The organism is Nodosilinea sp. LEGE 07298, assembly GCF_015207265.1.
GTDB lineage: Bacteria > Cyanobacteriota > Cyanobacteriia > Phormidesmidales > Phormidesmidaceae > Nodosilinea.
The window spans coordinates 1-20470 of the sequence record NZ_JADEXE010000023.1 but is presented as its reverse complement, the minus strand read 5'-3'; the positions used below and the strand labels follow the sequence as shown (position 1 = coordinate 20470).

The 20470-nt window shown below is 54.3% G+C and carries 18 protein-coding genes; 11 read left to right on the top strand and 7 right to left on the bottom strand.

The window, feature by feature from the left end:
- Positions 1–69: 69 nt before the first annotated feature.
- Positions 70–1131: a photosystem II q(b) protein gene (gene psbA, locus IQ273_RS05220; protein WP_194022111.1), complete on the bottom strand. Its 1062-nt coding sequence runs from the start codon at positions 1129–1131 to the stop codon at positions 70–72.
- A gap of 327 nt (positions 1132–1458) precedes the next feature.
- Positions 1459–1848, bottom strand: coding sequence for a cytochrome c (locus IQ273_RS05215; RefSeq protein WP_194022110.1), 390 nt, complete (start codon positions 1846–1848; stop codon positions 1459–1461).
- Positions 1849–2048: 200 nt separating this feature from the next.
- On the opposite strand from IQ273_RS05215, the gene IQ273_RS05210 reads away from it, so the two are divergent.
- From IQ273_RS05210 to IQ273_RS05200, 3 genes are all read left to right on the top strand, one after another.
- Positions 2049–2330 carry a hypothetical protein gene (locus IQ273_RS05210; protein WP_228052372.1) on the top strand — a complete coding sequence of 94 codons (282 nt, stop codon included), beginning with the start codon at positions 2049–2051 and terminating at the stop codon, positions 2328–2330.
- Between the two features lie 6 nt (positions 2331–2336).
- The gene (locus IQ273_RS05205; protein ID WP_194022108.1) at positions 2337–3056 is read left to right on the top strand and encodes a hypothetical protein; all 720 of its coding nucleotides are present in this window, start codon (positions 2337–2339) and stop codon (positions 3054–3056) included.
- A gap of 238 nt (positions 3057–3294) precedes the next feature.
- Positions 3295–4182 carry a bile acid:sodium symporter family protein gene (locus IQ273_RS05200; RefSeq protein ID WP_194022107.1) on the top strand — a complete coding sequence of 296 codons (888 nt, stop codon included), beginning with the start codon at positions 3295–3297 and terminating at the stop codon, positions 4180–4182.
- A gap of 229 nt (positions 4183–4411) precedes the next feature.
- Here the strand turns inward: IQ273_RS05200 and IQ273_RS05195 are convergent, their stop codons facing one another.
- Positions 4412–4777: a phage holin family protein gene (locus tag IQ273_RS05195; RefSeq protein WP_194022134.1), complete on the bottom strand. Its 366-nt coding sequence runs from the start codon at positions 4775–4777 to the stop codon at positions 4412–4414.
- Positions 4778–5044: 267 nt separating this feature from the next.
- Positions 5045–5569 (bottom strand): hypothetical protein, encoded by a 525-nt coding sequence (locus tag IQ273_RS05190; protein WP_194022106.1) that lies wholly within the window; start codon positions 5567–5569, stop codon positions 5045–5047.
- Positions 5570–5739: 170 nt separating this feature from the next.
- Between IQ273_RS05190 and IQ273_RS05185 the strand changes: the two genes are divergently transcribed.
- From IQ273_RS05185 to pstB, 6 genes are all read left to right on the top strand, one after another.
- Positions 5740–6609: a DMT family transporter gene (locus IQ273_RS05185; RefSeq protein ID WP_194022105.1), complete on the top strand. Its 870-nt coding sequence runs from the start codon at positions 5740–5742 to the stop codon at positions 6607–6609.
- A 197-nt stretch (positions 6610–6806) separates the two neighbouring features.
- Positions 6807–7967, top strand: coding sequence for an ACR3 family arsenite efflux transporter (gene arsB / locus IQ273_RS05180; RefSeq protein ID WP_194022104.1), 1161 nt, complete (start codon positions 6807–6809; stop codon positions 7965–7967).
- A gap of 396 nt (positions 7968–8363) precedes the next feature.
- On the top strand, positions 8364–9407 hold the full coding sequence (locus IQ273_RS05175; RefSeq protein WP_194022103.1) for a PstS family phosphate ABC transporter substrate-binding protein: 1044 nt from the start codon (positions 8364–8366) through the stop codon (positions 9405–9407).
- 103 nt (positions 9408–9510) lie between these two features.
- Positions 9511–10446: a phosphate ABC transporter permease subunit PstC gene (gene pstC / locus IQ273_RS05170; RefSeq protein WP_194022102.1), complete on the top strand. Its 936-nt coding sequence runs from the start codon at positions 9511–9513 to the stop codon at positions 10444–10446.
- Positions 10443–11375, top strand: a complete 933-nt coding sequence (gene pstA / locus IQ273_RS05165) for a phosphate ABC transporter permease PstA (RefSeq protein WP_194022101.1) — start codon at positions 10443–10445, stop codon at positions 11373–11375. Before pstC ends, pstA begins: the two co-directional genes overlap by 4 nt.
- 53 nt (positions 11376–11428) lie before the next feature.
- The gene (gene pstB / locus IQ273_RS05160) at positions 11429–12235 is read left to right on the top strand and encodes a phosphate ABC transporter ATP-binding protein PstB (protein ID WP_194022100.1); all 807 of its coding nucleotides are present in this window, start codon (positions 11429–11431) and stop codon (positions 12233–12235) included.
- A gap of 99 nt (positions 12236–12334) precedes the next feature.
- On the opposite strand, the gene speA is transcribed toward pstB, so the two are convergent.
- A complete protein-coding gene (gene speA, locus IQ273_RS05155) occupies positions 12335–14251 on the bottom strand; it encodes a biosynthetic arginine decarboxylase (protein WP_228052383.1) in 1917 nt (638 codons plus the stop codon).
- 438 nt (positions 14252–14689) lie between these two features.
- Between speA and secA the strand changes: the two genes are divergently transcribed.
- Complete coding sequence (gene secA, locus IQ273_RS05150) at positions 14690–17479, top strand: preprotein translocase subunit SecA (protein ID WP_194022099.1); 2790 nt, start codon at positions 14690–14692, stop codon at positions 17477–17479.
- A gap of 388 nt (positions 17480–17867) precedes the next feature.
- Here secA and nadA read toward each other — a convergent pair whose 3' ends face one another.
- Positions 17868–18827, bottom strand: a complete 960-nt coding sequence (gene nadA / locus IQ273_RS05145) for a quinolinate synthase NadA (RefSeq protein WP_194022132.1) — start codon at positions 18825–18827, stop codon at positions 17868–17870.
- Positions 18828–19196: 369 nt separating this feature from the next.
- On the opposite strand from nadA, the gene IQ273_RS05140 reads away from it, so the two are divergent.
- Positions 19197–19739: a rhodanese-like domain-containing protein gene (locus IQ273_RS05140; RefSeq protein WP_194022131.1), complete on the top strand. Its 543-nt coding sequence runs from the start codon at positions 19197–19199 to the stop codon at positions 19737–19739.
- 362 nt (positions 19740–20101) lie between these two features.
- Here the strand turns inward: IQ273_RS05140 and psb35 are convergent, their stop codons facing one another.
- Complete coding sequence (gene psb35, locus IQ273_RS05135) at positions 20102–20299, bottom strand: photosystem II assembly protein Psb35 (protein ID WP_194022098.1); 198 nt, start codon at positions 20297–20299, stop codon at positions 20102–20104.
- Positions 20300–20470: the final 171 nt, after the last annotated feature.

The window sequence follows — 20470 nt, the reverse complement described above, 5'->3', positions numbered from 1 at the left end:
AAGACACAAAAAAGCGCCCCCCGAAGGGAGCGCTTTTTGCTAATCAATCAATGGGGTAGTCTTTGGGGACTAGCCGATGATTTCAGGAGCCTCAGCCGTAGCTAGGTCGAGGGGGAAGTTGTGAGCATTGCGCTCGTGCATCACTTCCATACCCAGGTTGGCACGGTTGATCACGTCAGCCCAGGTGCCAATCACACGACCCTGTGAGTCAAGGATCGACTGGTTGAAGTTGAACCCGTTCAGGTTGAACGCCATCGTGCTGATGCCGAGAGCGGTGAACCAGATGCCAATCACAGGCCACGCACCCAAGAAGAAGTGCAGAGAGCGGCTGTTGTTGAAGCTGGCATATTGGAAGATCAACCGACCGAAGTAGCCGTGGGCTGCCACGATGTTGTAGGTCTCTTCTTCTTGGCCAAACTTGTAGCCGTAGTTCTGAGACTCGGTCTCGGTGGTTTCACGCACTAGTGAAGAGGTCACCAGCGAACCGTGCATAGCGGAGAACAAGGAACCACCGAACACACCGGCCACACCCAGCATGTGGAAGGGGTGCATCAGAATGTTGTGCTCAGCCTGGAAGACCAGCATGAAGTTGAAGGTACCCGAGATACCCAAAGGCATGCCGTCGGAGAACGAACCTTGGCCCAGAGGATAGATGAGGAATACAGCAGAGGCAGCGGCCACGGGTGCGCTGTAAGCAACGCAGATCCAGGGGCGCATGCCCAAGCGGTAGCTCAGTTCCCACTCACGACCCATGTAGCAGAAGACGCCAATGAGGAAGTGGAAAATTACCAACTGGTAAGGGCCACCGTTGTACAGCCACTCATCGAGGGAAGCGGCTTCCCAGATGGGGTAGAAGTGCAAGCCAATGGCGTTCGAGGAAGGCACAACCGCACCGGAGATGATGTTGTTGCCGTACATCAGAGAGCCAGCGACGGGCTCACGGATGCCGTCGATGTCGACGGGGGGTGCAGCGATGAAGGCTACGACGAAGCAAGCGGTAGCAGCGAGCAGGGTAGGAATCATCAACACGCCGAACCAGCCTACATACAGGCGGTTTTCGGTGCTGGTGACCCACTGGCAAAACTGCTCCCACAGGGAGGCGCTTTCGCGCCGCTGTAGAGTAGTGGTCATAATGTATTAGTCCTTGGTATTTATCGTTTCAAGGTACGGGGGCTAAATCGTTTAGATTTGTTGCCCCTGTGAGTACACATTACTACGGTCATGGACTTTTGTAAACAAAAATTCCGTCGCAGCTTAATGAATTGGGGCGGCTACAGGGGTGGAGATGGTGGAGGAGGATGGCTGAAGTCCTTGGATCAAAGGGTTTTGATCGTTTCGGTTGATTTTGCAAAGGGTTTATGAATCTGAGAAGCGATCGCTCCTCCAGCCAAAATTCGTCACAATTCTCATAAAGCTTGTAACAATCGCTTAATCTGAGTGCGGTTTTGGGCGCGATCGCTACAGCCGCTCTAAATAAATAAGCAGGTCAGCCATATCTTGAGGCTCGGGCTGAAACTGAGGCATTGGCGGGGTCTGGCCACTAATGACCTGTTTGATTAGACCCACCTTAGTCTTGTGATCAGACACCCCTACTAGTTTTGGCCCCACTTCTCCAGTCGCTTCAATGCCGTGGCATACAGCACAGTTCATTCTAAAAATAGCTTCGCCTCGGGTGCTGTTACCCTGCATGGACAGCACCTGATGAATATAGGGATCAGACGCCTGGGAGTAGCGCGCCGCAACGACGCTCAGCACAACGGCGATCACCAGCATTACCGCAATCAGGGCGGCCTTCTTCAGCAGGTTTCTGAGGTCGTTGTCTTGCTCGTCTAAGGTCTCTTGTGCCAAGGGTATGCAATGTATCTTCAACTAAATGTTACGTACTTTAAAGAACCTAAAACCAGTTAGCCACAGAATCTTAAGGATCTGGATTGGGACCGGCAGCTAGCTTAGGTCATGGTCAGGCGACATCAGCTATTGAGGCCCCTGGTCTGGGATAGTACCTTTAGTGGATATGACTTGGTTACCCTACCCAACATCCTTAAAGCATGGCCGATATGGAATCCACCTATCAATCTACTGATGCGATCGCTTCTGAGCATAGCTCTACCATTTCCAGAGAGGCTGCCCCAACAACCGCTGCTGCCCAAGTGCCTGCATCTAGCTCGGCCCAAGGTGGGGACGCTACCCCTGGTGCCACCTCGGCTCCTGTGACGAGTGCCCAGGCAGAGAAAATTTTGGCAGAGCTCAAGGCTATTAAGCAGAATCTGCTCTGGCTTTTGCTGCTAGGCGGCTTCTTCGCGGCTCGGGCTTTCTTCTTTCACTATTGAGCTGTCATGGCATCTTCCTCTGAAAGTACCCAGGAGTCCCAGGGCTCTCAGGATTCCCAAGACGATTATTTTTACTCCAGCTTTGTTGTGGAATACATTGTGCCCTATGGCAAAGAGCAAGAGGCCACTTTTCGTCGGTGGTATGACCGGTTGGTACAAGCGGCCCGACAGTTTGAGGGCTACACTCGCAACGATCTGTGCCCCCCTTTAGACTGTGGCGATGGGGTGGTGAAGTGGTACTCCATTGTTCACTTCAGAACGCCGGACGCCCTGAACTACTGGCTGAAGTCAAGCGATCGCGCCGGTCTGCTGGAGGAGGGGCGCGATGCCTTTTTGGCCTACCGCTACAAGTCATTTACCACCGGGCTAGAGGGGTGGTTTTCAACCCATACCGGTGGGGCTGAACAGCACAATCTGGGGCCACCCCCCTGGAAGCAGGTGCTGGCGGTGGTGCTGGGCCTCTACCCGACCATCATGATTCAAAGCATGGTGTTTGGCGCTTTGGGCATTATGCAGTCATGGCCGATGGCGACCTCTTTGGTCATTAATAATTTAGTGACCTCGTCAATTCTGACCTGGTTAGTAATGCCCCGCATTAGTCGAATGTTGAGCTTCTGGCTGCGCCCGGCTTACCGACTGACGGCTTTGCAAACCAACTTGATTGGCGCGGGTCTGGTATTTGCTGGCCTGGGGCTGATGGTCAGTGTGTTTACCTATCTGACCTAGACGTGCGCCACTGTCTCCCCAGCGGAGCCGTTGGCAAAGCCGCCCCAGAGGGGCTAGGGGACAGCTCGGGTAGGGTTTGGGGAGAAACGTTCCACGTTAGCGAAGCCTGCCGAAAGGCTTACGACTCCGCTCAGTCCGCATAATTGTATGGACGCTTACCTCAATTCAAAATTGCCAATCTAAAATCAAAAATTGGCATTACACTACTCGCAGCAAAAAGCGGTGGAGTCGTGGTGTCGTGGAATCAAGCTTTTTAACAGCAGTGTTTTTGCCCCTGGCCTTGTTTACGGTCATGCTGGGTATGGGTTTAGGCCTTAGACTTGACGATTTTACGAGGGTGCTGGTGTATCCAAAGGCCGTAATCGTGGGGCTGCTGGCACAGCTGGTGATGCTGCCTCTTTTGGGCTTTGGGCTGGCGTCGATGTTTCCGCTGAGTCCAGAACTGGCGGTAGGGATAATAATTTTGGCGGCCTGTCCAGGGGGGCCAACCTCGAATTTGGTGACCTACCTGGCACGGGGTAACGTAGCCCTATCGATTACGCTGACGGCTATTAACAGCTTGATTACGGTGGTTACGATTCCCCTGGTGGTGAATCTGGCCATGGGGGTATTTATGGGAGAGGCTGCGACCCTGCGGCTGCCTTTCGTAGCAACGATGGTGCAGATTGCAGTGATTACCATTATTCCGGTGGCCATTGGCATGGCGCTACACCACTACCTGCCCCAGTTCGCGGCCCAGGTAGAACGCGGCGTGAAATGGCTGTCTCTGGCGCTGCTGGGGTTGATTATTGCGGGCCTTTTGGTGCAGCAGCGCGCTAGCGTGGTGGGCTTTTTTGCCCAGGTGGGTCTGGTGACCCTGGCGCTAAATCTGGCGGCGATGGCCCTGGGCTATGGTATTGCTCTGCTGGCTCAGCTAGACCGACCGAGCGTTACGGCGATTACCGTTGAAGTAGGGATTCAAAACGGCACCCTGGCGATCGCAATTGCCAGTGCCCCGACCCTGCTCAACCAGCCTGAGCTAGCGATTCCGGCGGCTATTTATAGCCTGCTGATGTTTGTGAGTGGGGGCATGTTCGCGGCGTGGTCGGCACAGCGCAACAACAGTGAGAAAACCCTGGTCAGCTGATATAGCTGTAGCCAATCAGGTTAGGACATCTGTCAGACTGGCGTTCAAACGTTTGAACGTTTTCAGGCTTATCGATGTCCTAACTCAGGTGTCTCTGGCTATAGCAGGTTTATAAAGAGTGCGGGGTATACGGTTCACGGCCTGCCTTAAACCGTATACCCCGCACTCTAAACATCAAAATCGGCTTATCGATTCCTAGCTCAGGGCTTTTGAAGCAATTGACTGTCGCCTAGATGGCAACCAACCCAACCGATCGCAAAATGGCATTGAGAATGGAGCTGATGATAGCCAGGGCGATCGCGCCGAGAATAGCGCTCCAAATGCCGTAGCGGAGCCGAAACCCTTCGATTAGCCAAGCGGCCAGACCAAACACAATAATTGCACCAATCAAAGGCACCAGGCCAAGACTAATAATGGCAAAAAAGCCGCGCAGAGCACCGGGGAAAAAGCCCCAAATGCCGTTAAAAGCACCGATAATTGCGCCCCCTAGCAGGGCTTTAACGGGGCTATCGATCTCAACTCCAATTGGGGGAATTTTAGAAATGATTAGCAGGCTGATGGCCAGAATGACGACGCTAATTAAAAATCCAATCAGCATGGGCGGTTCTCCTCACACAAATAGACGATGGGGTTAGCAAACGAAAAGTTAGCTGTTAGGGGCTAAATGCCCTGTCAACCTGAGATTATCGACCATAAAGTAGCATTTGCTACAATTTTTCTTGTTTTCTCAAGAATTTTAGTGTCTAGACCGACCTCTTGAGCAGGGCTAAGCCCGCAGCCGAAGGGCCTCTAGACCCAAAGCTATCTATACCACGACTGAAGAAAGGCTGTACTTTAGCACTGGTCTAAAAGTTTAGTTAGCTTACAGACCCAGCGATGCACTCATTTTTTTTAGCATGTCGTTTTCTTTGTCACTCACTCGGCTTGCTCCAATGCCCATAATGCCGCCCTCACGGTGGGCCTCGGCTACTTTGGTGGCAACCGCCATTAGCCACTGCTTGAATTCACTAGCCTGTACGCCAGTCACCTTAGTGTCTAGAATGACAGCCACTTTTTGCAGATGGGCGATCGCATAATCGCGCCCTTCTTTAGAGGTTTTGAAGGTTTGAATCAGGCCCAGCAGCTCAAACTGCTTTTTCAACAGGAGTTGCTCACCAGCCAGAGGATCGGCGGCATCGAGTTCGGCTAGGCCGCCGAGCAGAGCTGGGGTTAAGCCACCTCCGACATCTAAACGCTGGGTCTCTTCAGACACAATGGCAATACCCGACTTAACTTCTTGCAAGAACGAAACCGGATCTACCCGATCGGCCAGACAAATACCCATTACAGCCTGCATGGGAGCTTGAATTAGCATTGACCATTCTTCGGCAGTAAAGTTTTCTCGCATAAAGCGCCCTATATTTTGCCTCAAGTTATGCCTAACCATATCGGCAAAATATATGAAAAATCTAAGGCTGGCTGGGGCTGTACTTGGCCTGTTTGCGGGGGCTAGCGCTGCCCCAGGACAAACCTGATCACCTGGCTAGAATAGTCAGAGTTTTGGATCGCTTTTTGCCCATGGCTCGCCCCACTGCTGCCCTACTTCAGGTGCATACATCGGTGTTTTTGTTTGGCCTGTCGGGGCTGTTTGGCAAGTTTTTGGCCCTGCCTGCCTCAGTGATTGTGCTGGGACGCACCGGGTTTGCCACGTTGGCTCTGGGGTTGGTGCTGGCCCTGGGTCGGCGGGCCGTACGGCTGCGATCGCCTCAAGATAGCCTGGGCATGGTGCTTTTGGGCATACTGCTGGCCTTCCACTGGGTCAGCTTTTTTTACAGCATTCAGCTAGCGACGGTGGCAATTGGGCTGCTGACCTTTTCTAGCTTTCCGGTGTTTGTCACGCTGCTAGAGCCGCTGCTATTTAAGACGCCCTGGCGCTGGATAGATGGGGCGATCGCCGCTCTGGTCGTCGTCGGTGTGGCACTAGTTATCCCTGACTACCGGTTAGGCTCGGCTACAACGCTAGGAGCAGTTTGGGGACTGTTATCGGGGCTGTCGTTTGCGCTGCTGCAGCTGCTCAATAAAGGCTACCGGCAGCGGTACTCGGCTTTGGCGATCGCCTTCTACCAAGATCTGTTTGCCTTTATGAGTCTGCTGCTGGTCGCGCCCCTGTCCACCCTGGCGCTAACGTCTCAGGAGGTAGGCCTGCTGCTGGTGCTGGGGGTGCTGTGTACCGCCGTGGCTCATACGCTATTTATTGAAAGTTTGGCCGTGCTGCGAACCCAAACCGCCAGTGTGATTAGTGCCCTAGAGCCCGTCTACGGCATTGTTTTGGCGGCCCTGCTGCTGGGGGAAGTGCCCGCCCTTCGCACCCTGGCTGGTGGCGGCCTAACTATTGGTACGGCTCTCTGGGCCAGCTGGCCCGATAAAACATCGGCAGAGACTCACTAAAGCTGGGCTGCAACGCAGTGAACAAAGTCGTGCTGGGCTGTCAGGCGAGGGCACCGGTTCGACCGTTTTGCGGTTCGTAGGTTTTGCACAGTGGCGATCGCGTTTATTGGATTTAGGGCTACTGATACCCTGTAGAATCAATACATCAATTTTTCTTGAAATATAGTAGTCGTTTCTACCGCATCTTCCAACGCCCTATGTCGACCAACCGTTCGGATGCCGCCGTCAGCCCCAACGTCTCCAACGCGGGAGGGCAGCTCAGCTTTTTTGAGCGCTACCTAACCCTGTGGGTGCTGCTGTGTATTGGGGCGGGCATTGCCCTAGGGCGGCTGTTGCCTCAGGTGGCGATCGCCCTGGATGCCATGAGTATCTACCAGGTGTCGGTGCCGATCGCCATCTGCCTCTTTTTCATGATGTACCCGATCATGGTAAAGATAGATTTTTCTCAGGCAAAGCGAGCGGCTCAAACCCCTCGACCTGTCGTGCTCACGCTGGTTGTGAACTGGCTGATTAAGCCATTTACCATGGTGCTGTTTGCCCAGGTGTTTCTCGGCGGGCTGTTTCGACCGCTGCTCCAGGGTACTGAGATTGTTCGCGGCAGCGAGATTGCTCTGGCCGATTCCTATATTGCCGGGGCTATTTTGTTGGGCATTGCTCCCTGCACCGCCATGGTGCTGATGTGGGGCTATCTATCGTTTAGTAACCAGGGGCTGACCCTGGTGATGGTGGCGATCAACTCCCTGGCCATGCTGTTTCTCTACGCGCCGCTAGGGCGGTGGCTGCTGGCGGCGAACAACCTGGCGGTGCCCTGGCAGACCATTGTGCTGTCAGTGCTAATCTACGTCGGATTGCCCCTGCTGGCTGGAACCATCTCGCGCACCTGGATTTTGCGCCACAAGGGCAAAGCCTGGTTTGAGCAGGTGTTTCTTAAAGCCCTCAACCCGGTGGCGGTGATTGCCCTGTTGACAACGCTGGTGCTGCTGTTTGCCTTTAAAGGCGATCTGATTGTGCGCAACCCGCTGCATATTGTGCTGATTGCGGTACCGCTGTTTATTCAGACCAACTTCATCTTCTTGATCTCCTATGTGGCGGCGCAAAAGCTGGGTTTGGTCTACGAAGATGCGGCCCCGGCGGCGCTGATTGGGGCGAGCAATCACTTCGAGGTGGCGATCGCTACGGCTGTCACCCTGTTTGGCCTCAATTCGGGGGCGGCTTTGGCCACCGTAGTCGGGGTGCTGATTGAGGTTCCCCTGATGCTGGTGCTGGTGGAGTTTTGCAAGCGCACCGCTTTCTGGTTTCCCCGTCAGCCGGAAAGGGCGACCCTGCCCGACCCACGCTGCATCAAGCCGCTGGAATAGCGCAGCTTTAACCTGATGTTAATTTAGGAAAAATCTTTTGTTAATGTTAGCTTGACCTTCTCTTGAAGGAGATGTCAGACAATGTCATCGGGCGTTTAATGCGCCTTATCGAATAGTGTGTCTTGAATCTTGAAAGGTTGTCTTTTGCAGCTTCGATTTGGCTAATCATATCCATTTTGTCAATAAACGAAGGCTGTTATCGTTGCAATCTGTAAATGGTACAGTGTCCACGGAAACCTTTGAAAACGCAAATTTTGTCTGCCGGAAGGCCCACTGATGCGTTTAGTAATGGGTCGCTTTAAGTAATTGACAAAGGTTCCAGTTGCCTGGGTCAATATAGCTGCAAGTTTGTTGAATAAGTTCGTTGAAGCGTTGGATTTGGAGTTTATAGGGATCATGGTTTTGAATAAGAAAATGTTGCGTCTGGGTTATTCCTCCGCACTCGTAGCAGTGATGGCTAGTCTGGCAGCTTGCGGTGGTGGTTCCCAAACCGCAGCCCCCGACGCCGGTACCACTGAAACGGCTGCTGGCTCTGATGTAAGCGGCTCCGTTTTGGTCGATGGCTCTAGTACCGTATTCCCCATCTCTGAGGCCATGGCTGAAGAGTTTGGCGCGGTCAACCCTGACGTAGCGGTAACCGTGGGCGTATCCGGTACTGGCGGTGGCTTCCAGAAATTTTGCGCGGGCGAAACCGACATTACTGGAGCTTCTCGCCCTATTTCTCAGGAAGAGATTGACCTCTGCGCTGAGGGTGGCATCGAGTACATCGAGTTGCCCATTGCCTTTGACGGTCTAACCGTGGTAGTCAACCCAGAAAACGATTTCGCTCAATGTCTGACCATTGAAGAGCTGAATACCATGTGGGAGCCCGCCGCCCAGGGTACTATCACCAGCTGGAACCAAGTTCGCTCTGACTTTCCTGATGCGCCCCTCGGTCTCTATGGTCCAGGTACTGACTCGGGTACCTACGACTTCTTCATGGAAGCGATCGGTGCTGATGGCGAAAGCCGTGGCGACTTCACGGCCAGCGAAGACGATAACGTCATTGTGCAGGGTGTCTCTACCGATGCCAACGGCCTTGGCTTCTTTGGTCTCGCCTATTTTGTTGAAAACCAGGATCGCCTAAAGGCTGTTGAGATCGACAACGGCGACGGCTGTGTGGCACCCAGTGCCGAAACTGTTGCCGATGGCACTTATCAGCCGCTCTCTCGGCCTGAGTTTATCTATGTTAAGCAGTCGGTGGCTGACGACCCTGCCGTGGCAGCCTTTGTTGACTTCTACATCTCGCCCGACAACGGGTACTTGGTGGATGAAGTTGGCTATGTTAGCGTGCCCTCAGAGATCAACGCCAAGGTGATCGATCGCTTTGCAAACAAGACCACTGGCAGTGTGTTCAACGGTGGCTCCCCCATCGGCGTCAAAATGGATGAAGTGCTCTAGGTCTGTACTTAAGCACCCTCTGGCTTAACCTTCTTGAGGGTTAGCCATTAGATTCTGGGGGGTCAGTTAGGACTGGCCCCCTTATTTTTTACAGTTCTGTATCATGACGACAAACTCTTTGCCGCCCGACCCAAACGACCTTTGGCAGCCCAGCCGGGGGCTCAACAAACGGGTAGAGCAGGCCGTTATTTGGCTGTTTGGCCTGTTTGCAATCATTTCCGTCGCTACGACTGTTGGTATCGTTCTCTCGCTGCTGTTTGAGACTGTAGAATTCTTTAGAGTCGTTCCCCTGTGGAACTTCTTGACCGACCGGCAGTGGACGCCGCTGTTCTCAAACCCTCAGTTCGGCATTCTGGTGCTGCTCAGCGCCACCTTTTTAACCTCGTTTATCGCCATACTTGTCGCGGTTCCCCTCGGCCTGCTCTCAGCTATTTACCTCAGCGAGTATGCGTCTCCTAAATTGCGCAAGTGGCTCAAACCCGCCCTAGAAATTTTGGCGGGGGTGCCCTCGGTAGTCTACGGCTACTTCGCTTTGTTACTGGTTACGCCCTTTCTCCAGATCTTCATTCCACAGCTGGGTGGCTTTAACGCTCTAAGTGCAGGCATTGTCATAGGCATTTCTATTACACCGCTGATTGCCTCCCTGAGTGAGGACGCTATCTACGCTGTGCCCCGTGCGCTCAGAGATGGCTCCTATGCCTTAGGCCTCACCAAGCGGGAGACAGTTTTTGGTGTAGTTTTGCCTGCGGCTCTGTCAGGCATTGTGGCATCGATTATTTTGGCGGTGTCTCGGGCCGTGGGTGAAACCATGATTGTCGCCCTAGCCGCAGGGTTAAACCCTAGACTAGGCCTCAACCCCTTTGTGCCGGTGATGACCATGACCGCCTATATTGTGCAGGTCAGCTTAGGCGACACGCCGGCTGGGTCTATCGCCTTTAAGTCAATCTTTGCGGTAGGGATGACGCTGTTTTTGGTCACCCTAGCGTTCAACATTATTAGCTTTTGGTTTGTTCGCAAGTTTCGGGAGACCTACGAATGACGCCCCTATCGTCTCAATCAACCCCCCTTGATGCTGGTTGGGATATTGAGCAAAAAGAGGTTCTAAGTGCCCTGGGCAAGCGCAAAGCCATTGACAAGTGGTTTTCGTGGCTAGCCCTTTTCGCCGTCGTTTTTTCCCTGTTTGTGCTGGTGGTACTGCTCGCTGATGTAATCATCGACGGCGCACCAGTGCTCAGCTGGAACTTCTTCACCAGCTTTCCCTCTAGAAGACCCGCAGACGCTGGCATTGTCTCTGCCCTGGTAGGCACCGTTTGGGTCATGGTGCTGGTGGCGCTGTTTACCTTCCCCATTGGGGTCGGGGCCGGCATTTTTCTCGAAGAGTTTGTGCCCGATAGCCTGATTGCCAAAGCGGTTGAAATCAACATTTCTAACCTGGCGGGCGTACCCTCTATCATCTATGGTCTGCTCGGTCTTCAGGTATTTGTCCGCCTTCTGTTCGTCATCACCCAGGGGCGCAGTGTGTTGTCGGGGGCGCTCACTCTGGCCCTGCTGGTGCTGCCCATTGTGATTATTGCCACCCGTGAGTCTCTGCGGTCTATTCCCAGTAGCTTGCGCCAGGCGGGCTTTGCCTTAGGTGCCACTCGCTGGCAAGTCATTCGATCCCACGTGTTTCCCCTGGCGCTGCCGGGTATTCTTACTGGGGTCATTTTGGCCCTGTCTCGGGCCATTGGCGAAACCGCCCCTCTGATTACGATTGGGGCACTCACCTACATTCCCTTCTTGCCAGAGCTGTCATTGAGGGGGTTACAGAGTCCGTTCACGGTGTTACCCATTCAAATCTACAATTGGGTATCGAGGCCTCAGACCGAATTCCACGATTTAGCAGCAGGGGCCATTATTGTACTGATGGTGATTCTGCTAATGATGAATGCCACCGCAATTTACCTGCGGAATCGTTTTCAGAAGTAGATCCAGAAGTAGGATGAGCGCGAGTTTTTTAGTTGCAGCGTAGAGCTAATGTCATGACCACAAACTCTGTCAGCCAAGTCGCCACCAAAGCCTGTCTGAGGGCTAAAAACGTCAGCGTTTACTACGGCCCTTTCCTGGCCGTGCGCGATGTCAGCCTCGACATCTTTAGAAACGAAATTACCGCTCTGATTGGCCCTTCTGGTTGCGGAAAGAGTACCCTGTTGCGATGCTTCAACCGCACCAACGACCTCATTCTGGGGGCGCGGGTTGAGGGCAAAGTGACCTTCCAGGGTAGCGATTTGTACGATGAGGGGGTTGACCCCGTGTACGTGCGTCGCCGCATTGGCATGGTGTTTCAAAAGCCTAACCCCTTTACTAAGTCCATTTACGAAAATATTGCCTTCGCCGCCCGGATTAACGGCTACAAGGGCAGTATCGACGAGCTAGTTGAGACCTCGCTCCAGCGGGCTGCCCTTTGGGATGAGGTTAAAGACAAGCTTAAGGAGAGCGGTCTTTCCCTATCGGGGGGTCAACAGCAGCGTCTGTGTATCGCTCGGGCGATCGCCATCGAACCTGAAGTAATTTTGATGGATGAGCCCTGCTCTGCCCTTGACCCCATATCGACCCTACAGATCGAAGAGCTGATGCGAGAACTGGAGAGTCGGTACACTATCGTGATCGTGACGCACAATATGCAGCAGGCGTCGCGGATCTCTGATAAGACGGCGTTCTTTAACGCGGAGTCTACGGAGACGGGTAATAAAGTGGGCTATCTGGTGGAATATGGCGATACTGAGCAAATTTTCAGTGAGCCAAGGGAACAGGCCACCCAAGACTATGTATCGGGGCGATTCGGTTAATTGAGTCTGCTTTGGGTTCTTCCAGGAGGCTGCTGGATTGAAACTTGGGGTCTAGTGCGTCACAAAAGGCAATGACGCACTAGGGTTTTTAGTCAGCCGCTACGCTAGATAGGTGTACTGGCTGAGGCTGCGTTCGTAGTGCTGAATCAGCAGCTGTGACTCTTCCAAGGTAATGCGGCTGTCCTGCAGCGATCGCTCCGATCGCCTGCGAATATTTTCAATCATATCTTCGGCGTCGTACTGCACGTAGCCCAGTACCTCGGTCATGGTGTCGCCCTTCACCACCTGCTCCACCTGGTACCCCTTGGGGGTCATGTGAATGTGGACGGCATTGGTGTCGCCAAACAGATTGTGCAGGTTGCCCATAATCTCCTGGTAAGCCCCGCCCAAAAACATGCCCAGGTAGTAGGGCTGATCGGGCTTCAGCGGGTGCAGCTCTAGCACATGTTTAACGTCGCGCAGGTCGATAAAGGTGGTAATTTTGCCGTCGCTGTCGCAGGTGAGGTCGGCTAAGGTGCCCCGGCTGCTGGGCTCTTCGTTGAGCCGGTGGATAGGCAAAATGGGAAACAGCTGCTCGATCGCCCAGGTGTCGGGCATTGACTGAAACACTGACAAATTGATGTAGTAAATCGAGGCCATGCTCTGGTGCAGCTCTTCGATGTCTTCGGGCACGTAGTCAGCATCGCTAACCACCGACAGCGCCTTGCGACAGCAGGCCCAAAATAGCCGCTCGGCCCGCGCCCGCGCCGACAGACTGAGGTAGCCAAAGTTAAACAGGCTAATCGCCTCTTCCTTGAACTGCACGGCGTCGTTGTACAGCTCCTGCACGGTGCTGGCGCTGAGGTTTTGGTAGATCTCGTACAGCTCGCGCAAAATTACGTGGTCGTCGTCGCTGGGCACCTCGACTTCCTCCTGGGAGGGGGCATCGCTGCTGCCCAGCACGTCAAAGACCAGCACCGACTGGTGAGACACCAGCGCCCGCCCGCTCTCGCTGACCAGGGTGGGCACCGCAATGCCCTTGATGCGGCAGGCCTCCTGCACCTCGGCCACTACGTCGTTGGCGTAGTTTTGGGTGCTGTAGTTTTTGGAGGCATAAAACGTGGTCTTAGAGCCGTCGTAGTCGACCGCCAGGCCGCCGCCCACATCCAGGTAGCGCATACCCGCCCCCAGTTCAGCCAGCTCCACGTAGATGCGACTGGCCTCCCGCAGGGCCTCTTTGACCACGCTGATGGCCGAGATCTGTGAGCCAATGTGAAAGTGCAGCAGCTGCAGGCAGTCGAGCATGTCGGCCTCGCGCAGCCGGTCTACCACCGCCAGAATTTCGGGTACGGTGAGGCCGAACTTGGCGCGATCGCCCGCCGAAATGCCCCAGCGACCGCTGCCCTTGGTGCTGAGCTTGGCCCGCACCCCCAGCACCGGGCGAATGCCGAGGCGCTGGCTGGCCGCAATAGCAATCTCCACCTCGTTCATCTGCTCAATTACGATGATCGGCTGCTGGCCCAGCCGCTGGCCCAGCATGGCGGTTTCGATGTAGTCTCTGTCTTTGTAACCGTTGCAGATTAGCAGCGCGCCTGGCGTATCGAGGGTGGCCAGGGCAATCAGCAGCTCCGGCTTAGAGCCCGCCTCCAGGCCAAACTGGTAGGGCCGACCGTAGCGCACTACATCTTCCAGCAGCTGCCGCTGCTGGTTGCACTTGACCGGAAACACCCCCCGATATACGCCTGAGTATTTGTAGCGGGCGATCGCTTTGGCAAAACAGGCATTAATGCGCTCGATGCGGTCTTCGAGAATATCGGAAAAGCGAATCAGCAGGGGCAGGTTGAGATTGCGTTGCTTGATTGCTTCTACCAGATCGAGCAAATCTAAAGAACCGCCGCGATCGCCCCTGGGTGACACCGTCAAATGGCCGTCGGCGTTGATCGAAAAATACGGCTCACCCCAGCTGTGAATGCGGTACAGCTCTTCGCTCGCTTCAATGGTCCAGTCGGTGGCAGCGGCCTCTGGCGGTTGCAGCATATTTTCTAAGGTGGCCCGATGCAGGCGATGGGAGGAAGATAGCGATGACGGCGACAGGGGCGGTTGCTGGGCCATATTCATAAATGCAAGATGCTCCGCTGACAAAGTGGCGAGGTGGGACGTGGCGAAGGGCAGCGGCTGATGGGGTCTGCCGCCGTGAGGCGCGACCAAAATTGTAACAAAGAGCCATGCCAAAAAAAGGTGCCCAAAGGGGTCAGTTCGAGGGCAATTTGGGCGTAATTTCCGTTCAAACGCCTCCAAAATGCCAAATCCCTGTCACCTAAGCCTAAGTGATAGGATAGATAAGCACTTTCAGCCTATCCCCTGACACTGGAGACCCAGTCTCGGTCGGGCTCAGGTGTGGACATCGCCCCTTGTTGCGCGGTCTCCATTACGATTGACTAAAATGCAATACCCTACGCTGATCTGCCTGAATTCATGCTGAAGAACCTCCTCGGTGACCCCAACGCCCGCAAGCTTAAGAAATATCGTCCCGACGTGGTCGAGATTAACCTGCTGGAGGAAGAGATTCAGCAGCTTTCCGACGAAGCCCTGGCGGCCAAGACGAGCGAGTTTAAGCAGCGCATCGAAAAGGGCGAAACGTTAGATGACCTGCTGCCCGAAGCCTTTGCCGTCGTGCGTGAAGCCTCGAAACGAGTGCTGGGCATGCGCCACTTCGATGTGCAGCTAATTGGCGGCATGGTGCTCCACGACGGCCAGATCGCCGAGATGAAAACCGGGGAAGGCAAAACCCTGGTGGCGACCCTGCCCTGCTATCTCAACGCGCTGTCGGGTAAAGGTGCCCACGTGGTCACCGTCAACGACTACCTGGCCCGTCGTGATGCCGAGTGGATGGGGCAAATCCACCGTTTCTTGGGCCTCAGCGTGGGGCTGATTCAGCAGGGCATGTCGCCCACCGAGCGCAGGCATAACTACGGCTGCGATATCACCTACGGCACCAACAGCGAGTTTGGCTTCGACTACCTGCGCGACAACATGGCCACCGCGATCGAAGACGTGGTGCAGCGCCCCTTCAACTACTGCGTCATTGACGAGGTTGACTCGATCCTGATCGACGAGGCCCGTACGCCGCTGATTATCTCCGGTCAGGTCGAGCGCCCCAGCGAAAAGTACAACCGCGCCAACGAAGTGGCCCGTGAGCTGAACCCTGAAGAGCACTACGAAGTCGACGAAAAAGCCCACAACGTGCTGCTCACCGACGAAGGCTTTATCAAAGCTGAAGAGGTGCTGGGCGTACAGGATCTCTTCGACCCCAAAGACCCCTGGGCTCACTACATCTTTAACGCCATCAAGGCCAAAGAGCTGTTCACCAAAGACGTTAAATACATCGTTCGCAATGACGAAGTGATCATTGTGGATGAGTTTACCGGACGGGTGATGCCCGGTCGTCGCTGGAGCGATGGTCTTCACCAGGCGATCGAGGCCAAAGAGCACGTCGAAATTCAGCCCGAAACCCAGACCCTGGCCAGCATTACCTACCAAAACTTCTTTTTGCTCTACCCCAAGCTGTCGGGTATGACCGGCACCGCCAAGACCGAAGAAGCCGAGTTTGAGCGCATCTACAAGCTCGAAGTCACCATCATTCCCACCAACCGCCCCGCCGCCCGTCGCGACCTCTCCGACGTGGTCTACAAAAATGAAGAGGCCAAGTGGAAGGCCGTGGCCGAAGAGTGTGCCGAGATGCATGAGGCTGGTCGGCCCGTCCTGGTAGGCACCACCAGCGTCGAAAAATCGGAGGTGCTGTCGGCGCTGCTGAGTCAGCGCGGTGTGCCCCACAACCTGCTCAACGCCAAACCCGAAAACGTCGAGCGAGAGTCTGAGATCGTGGCCCAGGCTGGTCGCAGCGGCGCGGTTACCATCGCCACCAACATGGCTGGACGCGGGACCGACATTATTTTGGGCGGCAACGCCGACTATATGGCGCGCCTCAAGGTGCGTGAGTATCTCATGCCGCGCGTGGTCAAGCCCGAAGACGAAGACGAGTTTTCGGTGACAGCGGTACCTGGTACTAAGGGACGTGCCCCCGCCCAGGGCTTTGCCCCCGGCAAAAAAGTAAAAACTTGGAAAGCATCCCCCGATATTTTCCCCATCGAGCTGTCGCCTACCACCGTCGAACAGCTCAAGCAAACCGTAGACCTGGCGGTAACTACCTACGGCGAACGCAGCTTGAGCGAGCTACAGGCCGAAGATAAGATGGCCGTCGCCGCCGAGAAGGCCCCCACCGATGACCCAGTGATTCAAAAGCTGCGCGATGTATACAACCACATTCGCGAAGAGTATGAAACCTTCACCAACGCCGAGCACGACAAGGTAATCGAGCGGGGTGGCCTGCACGTGATGGGCACCGAGCGCCACGAGTCGCGCCGCATCGACAACCAGCTGAGAGGAAGAGCCGGTCGCCAGGGTGACCCCGGTTCCACCAAGTTTTTCCTCAGCCTGCAAGACAACCTGCTGCGGATCTTTGGCGGCGATCGCGTCGCTGGTCTAATGAACGCCTTCCGCGTGGAAGAAGACATGCCGATCGAGTCGGGGATGCTGACGCGATCGCTGGAAGGGGCGCAAAAGAAGGTTGAAACCTACTACTACGACATCCGTAAGCAGGTGTTTGAGTACGACGAGGTGATGAACAACCAGCGCCGCGCCATCTACGCCGAGCGCCGCCGCGTGCTCGAAGGTGACGCCCTCAAAGAAATGGTGATCGGCTACGCCGAGCAAACCATGGACGACATCGTGAATGCCTACATTAACCCCGAGCTGCCCCCCGAAGAGTGGAAGCTGCCGGAGATGGTTGGCAAGGTCAAAGAGTTTGTCTACCTGCTGGCCGACCTCACTCCCGAGCAGCTCGAAGATCTGTCAGTGGGCGAAATCAGAACCTTCCTCCACGAGCAGGCCCGGATTGCCTACGACATCAAAGAGGCCCAGGTCGACCAGATTAAGCCAGGGCTGATGCGCGAGGCCGAGCGCTTCTTTATCCTGCAGCAGATCGACAGCCTCTGGCGCGACCACCTGCAGCAGATGGACGCCCTGCGGGAAACCGTGGGCCTGCGCGGCTACGGCCAAAAAGACCCGCTGATCGAGTACAAGAGCGAGGGCTATGAGGTCTTCCTCGACATGATGACGGGCATTCGTCGCAATGTGGTCTATACCCTGTTCCAGTTTCAGCCCCAGCCCCAGCAGCAGGTAAAGGCGTCTCAAGAAGTGGTGTAGGTGAATGCTGTCAGTGACTGACATCACAATGGGGATAAACCTTGGGGTTGTCCGTAATTACACCAACTCACCATAAAGATAAGGGCATGGTACGGCGGGTGGCTCTAATCTAGGGCATCGTGGAGATGAGCAAGAGCTTCTTGCTTTATACAGAACGCCTTAACATCAAGCCCCCTATACAGAATCAGCCCCCGGTGCTTCGGCATCGGGGGTTATATTTTGGAGTAGCTTTGGCAGGTTCAAGCCGTGGTAAGGGTGGGCAAAGGGTCTTGTCCGTGCCCCTCATCCCCATAATCGCCAGAATTCGATAGGCACACTTCGTTTTGCCCGCCCCACAGCAGCTGCAACCACTGAACTAAAGCTGGTATTCGCTTTTCTAAGGAATCATCTAAACACTCATCTCCAGCATGCGTTGAATGGGCTTGAGGGCCTGCTGCTGTAGCTCTGGGCTAAGGACGATCTCGGGCTGGCGAGTTTTCATAGCTAGGTAGAGCTTTTCGAGCGTGTTGAGCCGCATATGGGGGCATTCATTGCAGGCACACGTTGCTGCTGGCGGAGCAGGAATGAATACCTTGTCTGGAGCTTGTTTCTGCATCTGGTGAATGATGCCGGGTTCTGTAACAACAATAAACTCGGGCTTTTCACTCTGCTGAGCGTATTTAAGCAGCGCCGTGGTTGAGCCAATAAAATGGGCATGGCGCAACACGGCCTCTTCGCACTCTGGGTGGGCAATCACTTCGGCCTTAGGGTGGGCGCTTTGTAGCTGCACCAACTTTTTCTCAGAAAAGGTTTCGTGGACCATACAACTGCCCTGCCATAGCACCATATCTCGACCGGTCTGCTGCATCACGTAGCGGCCTAGATTGCGATCAGGGGCAAAAATAATTTTTTGGTCAGCGGGTAACTGCTGCACAAGGCTAACCGCATTAGAACTGGTGCAAATAATATCGCTCATGGCCTTAATAGCGGCCGTGCAGTTGATATAAGAAATGACCAGGTGGTCGGGATGGGCGGCCTTAAATGCCGCAAAAGCATCAGGGGGGCAGCTATCAGCTAGGGAACAGCCTGCATTGAGGTCAGGCAGCAGCACTAGCTTATTGGGGTTGAGAATTTTGGCAGTTTCGGCCATAAAGTGCACCCCGGCAAACACAATAACATCGGCACTGGTGGCAGCGGCCTGCCGAGACAGCCCTAGCGAATCGCCAATGTAGTCGGCGACATCTTGAATGTCAGACTCCTGGTAGTAGTGGGCCAGAATAACTGCATTGAGCTCGCGCTTGAGCGTCTCAATGGCTTCAACTAGGTCGTAGGTAGGCAGATTAGCCGCAGGCGTTAGGGTGGTAAACACGATGATAGGCAAGCCGAAAACTAGTATAGCTTGAATTATAGTTCAATTCACCAAAACTAGCCATCACCCCAATCACCAGGGCTTCCCGTCCCCTATCAACGTAGGTAGCGCTCTGTGTAAGAGGGGTTTTATGTAACTCCCCTGTCTAAATCAGTACTGTAGGCAGTAAACTCGCGGCAACACCTACCTATGGCGTGAATGGGTAGGTATTAATGTTGGATAACGTCAATCAACCCTCAAAAATTTTGTATTTTTGGGGCCAAGCAATCTCATCCTTACGTTGGCTTTCAATTCTGTCTGCTGACGGATAGAGCTGTTTCATCGATTTGTTACGGTAGTTTTATTGATGCCCATAGTAGAGGTATTTTGATGACTAATTTTCGTGATCAAAACGAGAGTATTTCTAATAATCCTGATCAACCCGATCAAGACAAACATAAGACAGCAGGTATTGTTCCCGACCAAGTCGCTGACCAGGCCAAGAATCTTTCCGATCAAGCTTCTAATCAAGTTCAAGCTGCTAAGTCTGCGGTTACCCAACCACTGCCAACTCCCCCAGAAATGTCTGTTAATCAGGCGACTGCCGATGAGTTGCTAAAGCGGTTGAACTGGGGTGAGCCTGCCCTAACTATTATTGACGCCCGCAGCCGCGAATCCTTTAACGCCGAGCGTATTACTGGCGCAATGTCTCGGGATCAGGTTGCTGAAGCAACTCAGTCCCTAGAGCCACAGCGGGACATTTACGTCTATGGTGACGGTGCTGACCAAGCTACAGAAGTTGTAAATCATCTGCGCCAGGCAGGATATCAAAAAGTAGCTCACCTGCAGGGTGGATTGTCGGCTTGGAAGGCTATTGGTGGGCCTACCGAAGGTGTAGAAGCCTTTTCTTCGCCCGCTGGCGCTAAAGTTTAAGTCAGCTAGAGCAATTGAATACGTAGATGCCGCTTCTTTCTAATTCGGCTAACAGCGATCCTCGTCAAGGTGTTTTTTCAATGCCTTTTCAATAGGGTAGTACGAAGTCCAATTTGAGAAATTCTCATCTAGAACGAGTACTCGTTGGGGGTATTGTATCGCAATGCCCCTACAGATTGGAGGCAGCAGCTGGGTTGGTTTGACTCTCCATTTTTAATGTTGAAAGCCCCCGCCGCCAAACCTATGGCAGCGGGGGCTTTTGGTACTCCCAGATATATATCAGTGACCGTCTTAACCTATCCGACAGCGCTATAGTGCAGTTCTATCTGGGCGATCGCGCCGTCGTTAGGCCACAGGTGTACCTAGCCCTCTTTGCCCTCTTCTGGCTTCACGGTAGGTAGGAAGTCGGGCTTTTCTTTGTCTTCCCAGCCTGCGGGGCGCTTGGAGTTGTACCAGGCCACAGAACCCAGGGTTACTGCGGCCACAAAGCCCACCACATAGACCAGCACAAGGGATGAAGAGGTCGCCGCCTCACCTGATACCGCAAAATAGAGTGCCATAACAAATTAGTCTCCAAAATCGGTTGTCTTTTATCCTACGACGATAGGTCAGTTAAGGGATCACCCCCAGGTCTGACCCTTTTGCCGTTACTGCTCTCAACTACCCAGCTGCCTATGCCTTTAGACCTACTCCCCACCAGCCGCAGGGGGTGGCGCTTCTAGAGGTGGGGG

Coding starts and splice junctions, on each gene's coding strand:
- IQ273_RS05190 (WP_194022106.1), bottom strand. CDS start 5,569: ATGCGAGAAAACTTTACTGCCGAAGAATGGTCAATGCTAATTCAAGCT.
- speA (WP_228052383.1), bottom strand. CDS start 14,251: ATGCTGCAACCGCCAGAGGCCGCTGCCACCGACTGGACCATTGAAGCG.
- IQ273_RS05175 (WP_194022103.1), top strand. CDS start 8,364: ATGGTTTTGAATAAGAAAATGTTGCGTCTGGGTTATTCCTCCGCACTC.
- psbA (WP_194022111.1), bottom strand. CDS start 1,131: ATGACCACTACTCTACAGCGGCGCGAAAGCGCCTCCCTGTGGGAGCAG.
- IQ273_RS05185 (WP_194022105.1), top strand. CDS start 5,740: ATGGCTCGCCCCACTGCTGCCCTACTTCAGGTGCATACATCGGTGTTT.
- secA (WP_194022099.1), top strand. CDS start 14,690: ATGCTGAAGAACCTCCTCGGTGACCCCAACGCCCGCAAGCTTAAGAAA.
- pstB (WP_194022100.1), top strand. CDS start 11,429: ATGACCACAAACTCTGTCAGCCAAGTCGCCACCAAAGCCTGTCTGAGG.
- psb35 (WP_194022098.1), bottom strand. CDS start 20,299: ATGGCACTCTATTTTGCGGTATCAGGTGAGGCGGCGACCTCTTCATCC.
- arsB (WP_194022104.1), top strand. CDS start 6,807: ATGTCGACCAACCGTTCGGATGCCGCCGTCAGCCCCAACGTCTCCAAC.
- IQ273_RS05210 (WP_228052372.1), top strand. CDS start 2,049: ATGGCCGATATGGAATCCACCTATCAATCTACTGATGCGATCGCTTCT.
- pstC (WP_194022102.1), top strand. CDS start 9,511: ATGACGACAAACTCTTTGCCGCCCGACCCAAACGACCTTTGGCAGCCC.
- IQ273_RS05205 (WP_194022108.1), top strand. CDS start 2,337: ATGGCATCTTCCTCTGAAAGTACCCAGGAGTCCCAGGGCTCTCAGGAT.
- IQ273_RS05140 (WP_194022131.1), top strand. CDS start 19,197: ATGACTAATTTTCGTGATCAAAACGAGAGTATTTCTAATAATCCTGAT.
- pstA (WP_194022101.1), top strand. CDS start 10,443: ATGACGCCCCTATCGTCTCAATCAACCCCCCTTGATGCTGGTTGGGAT.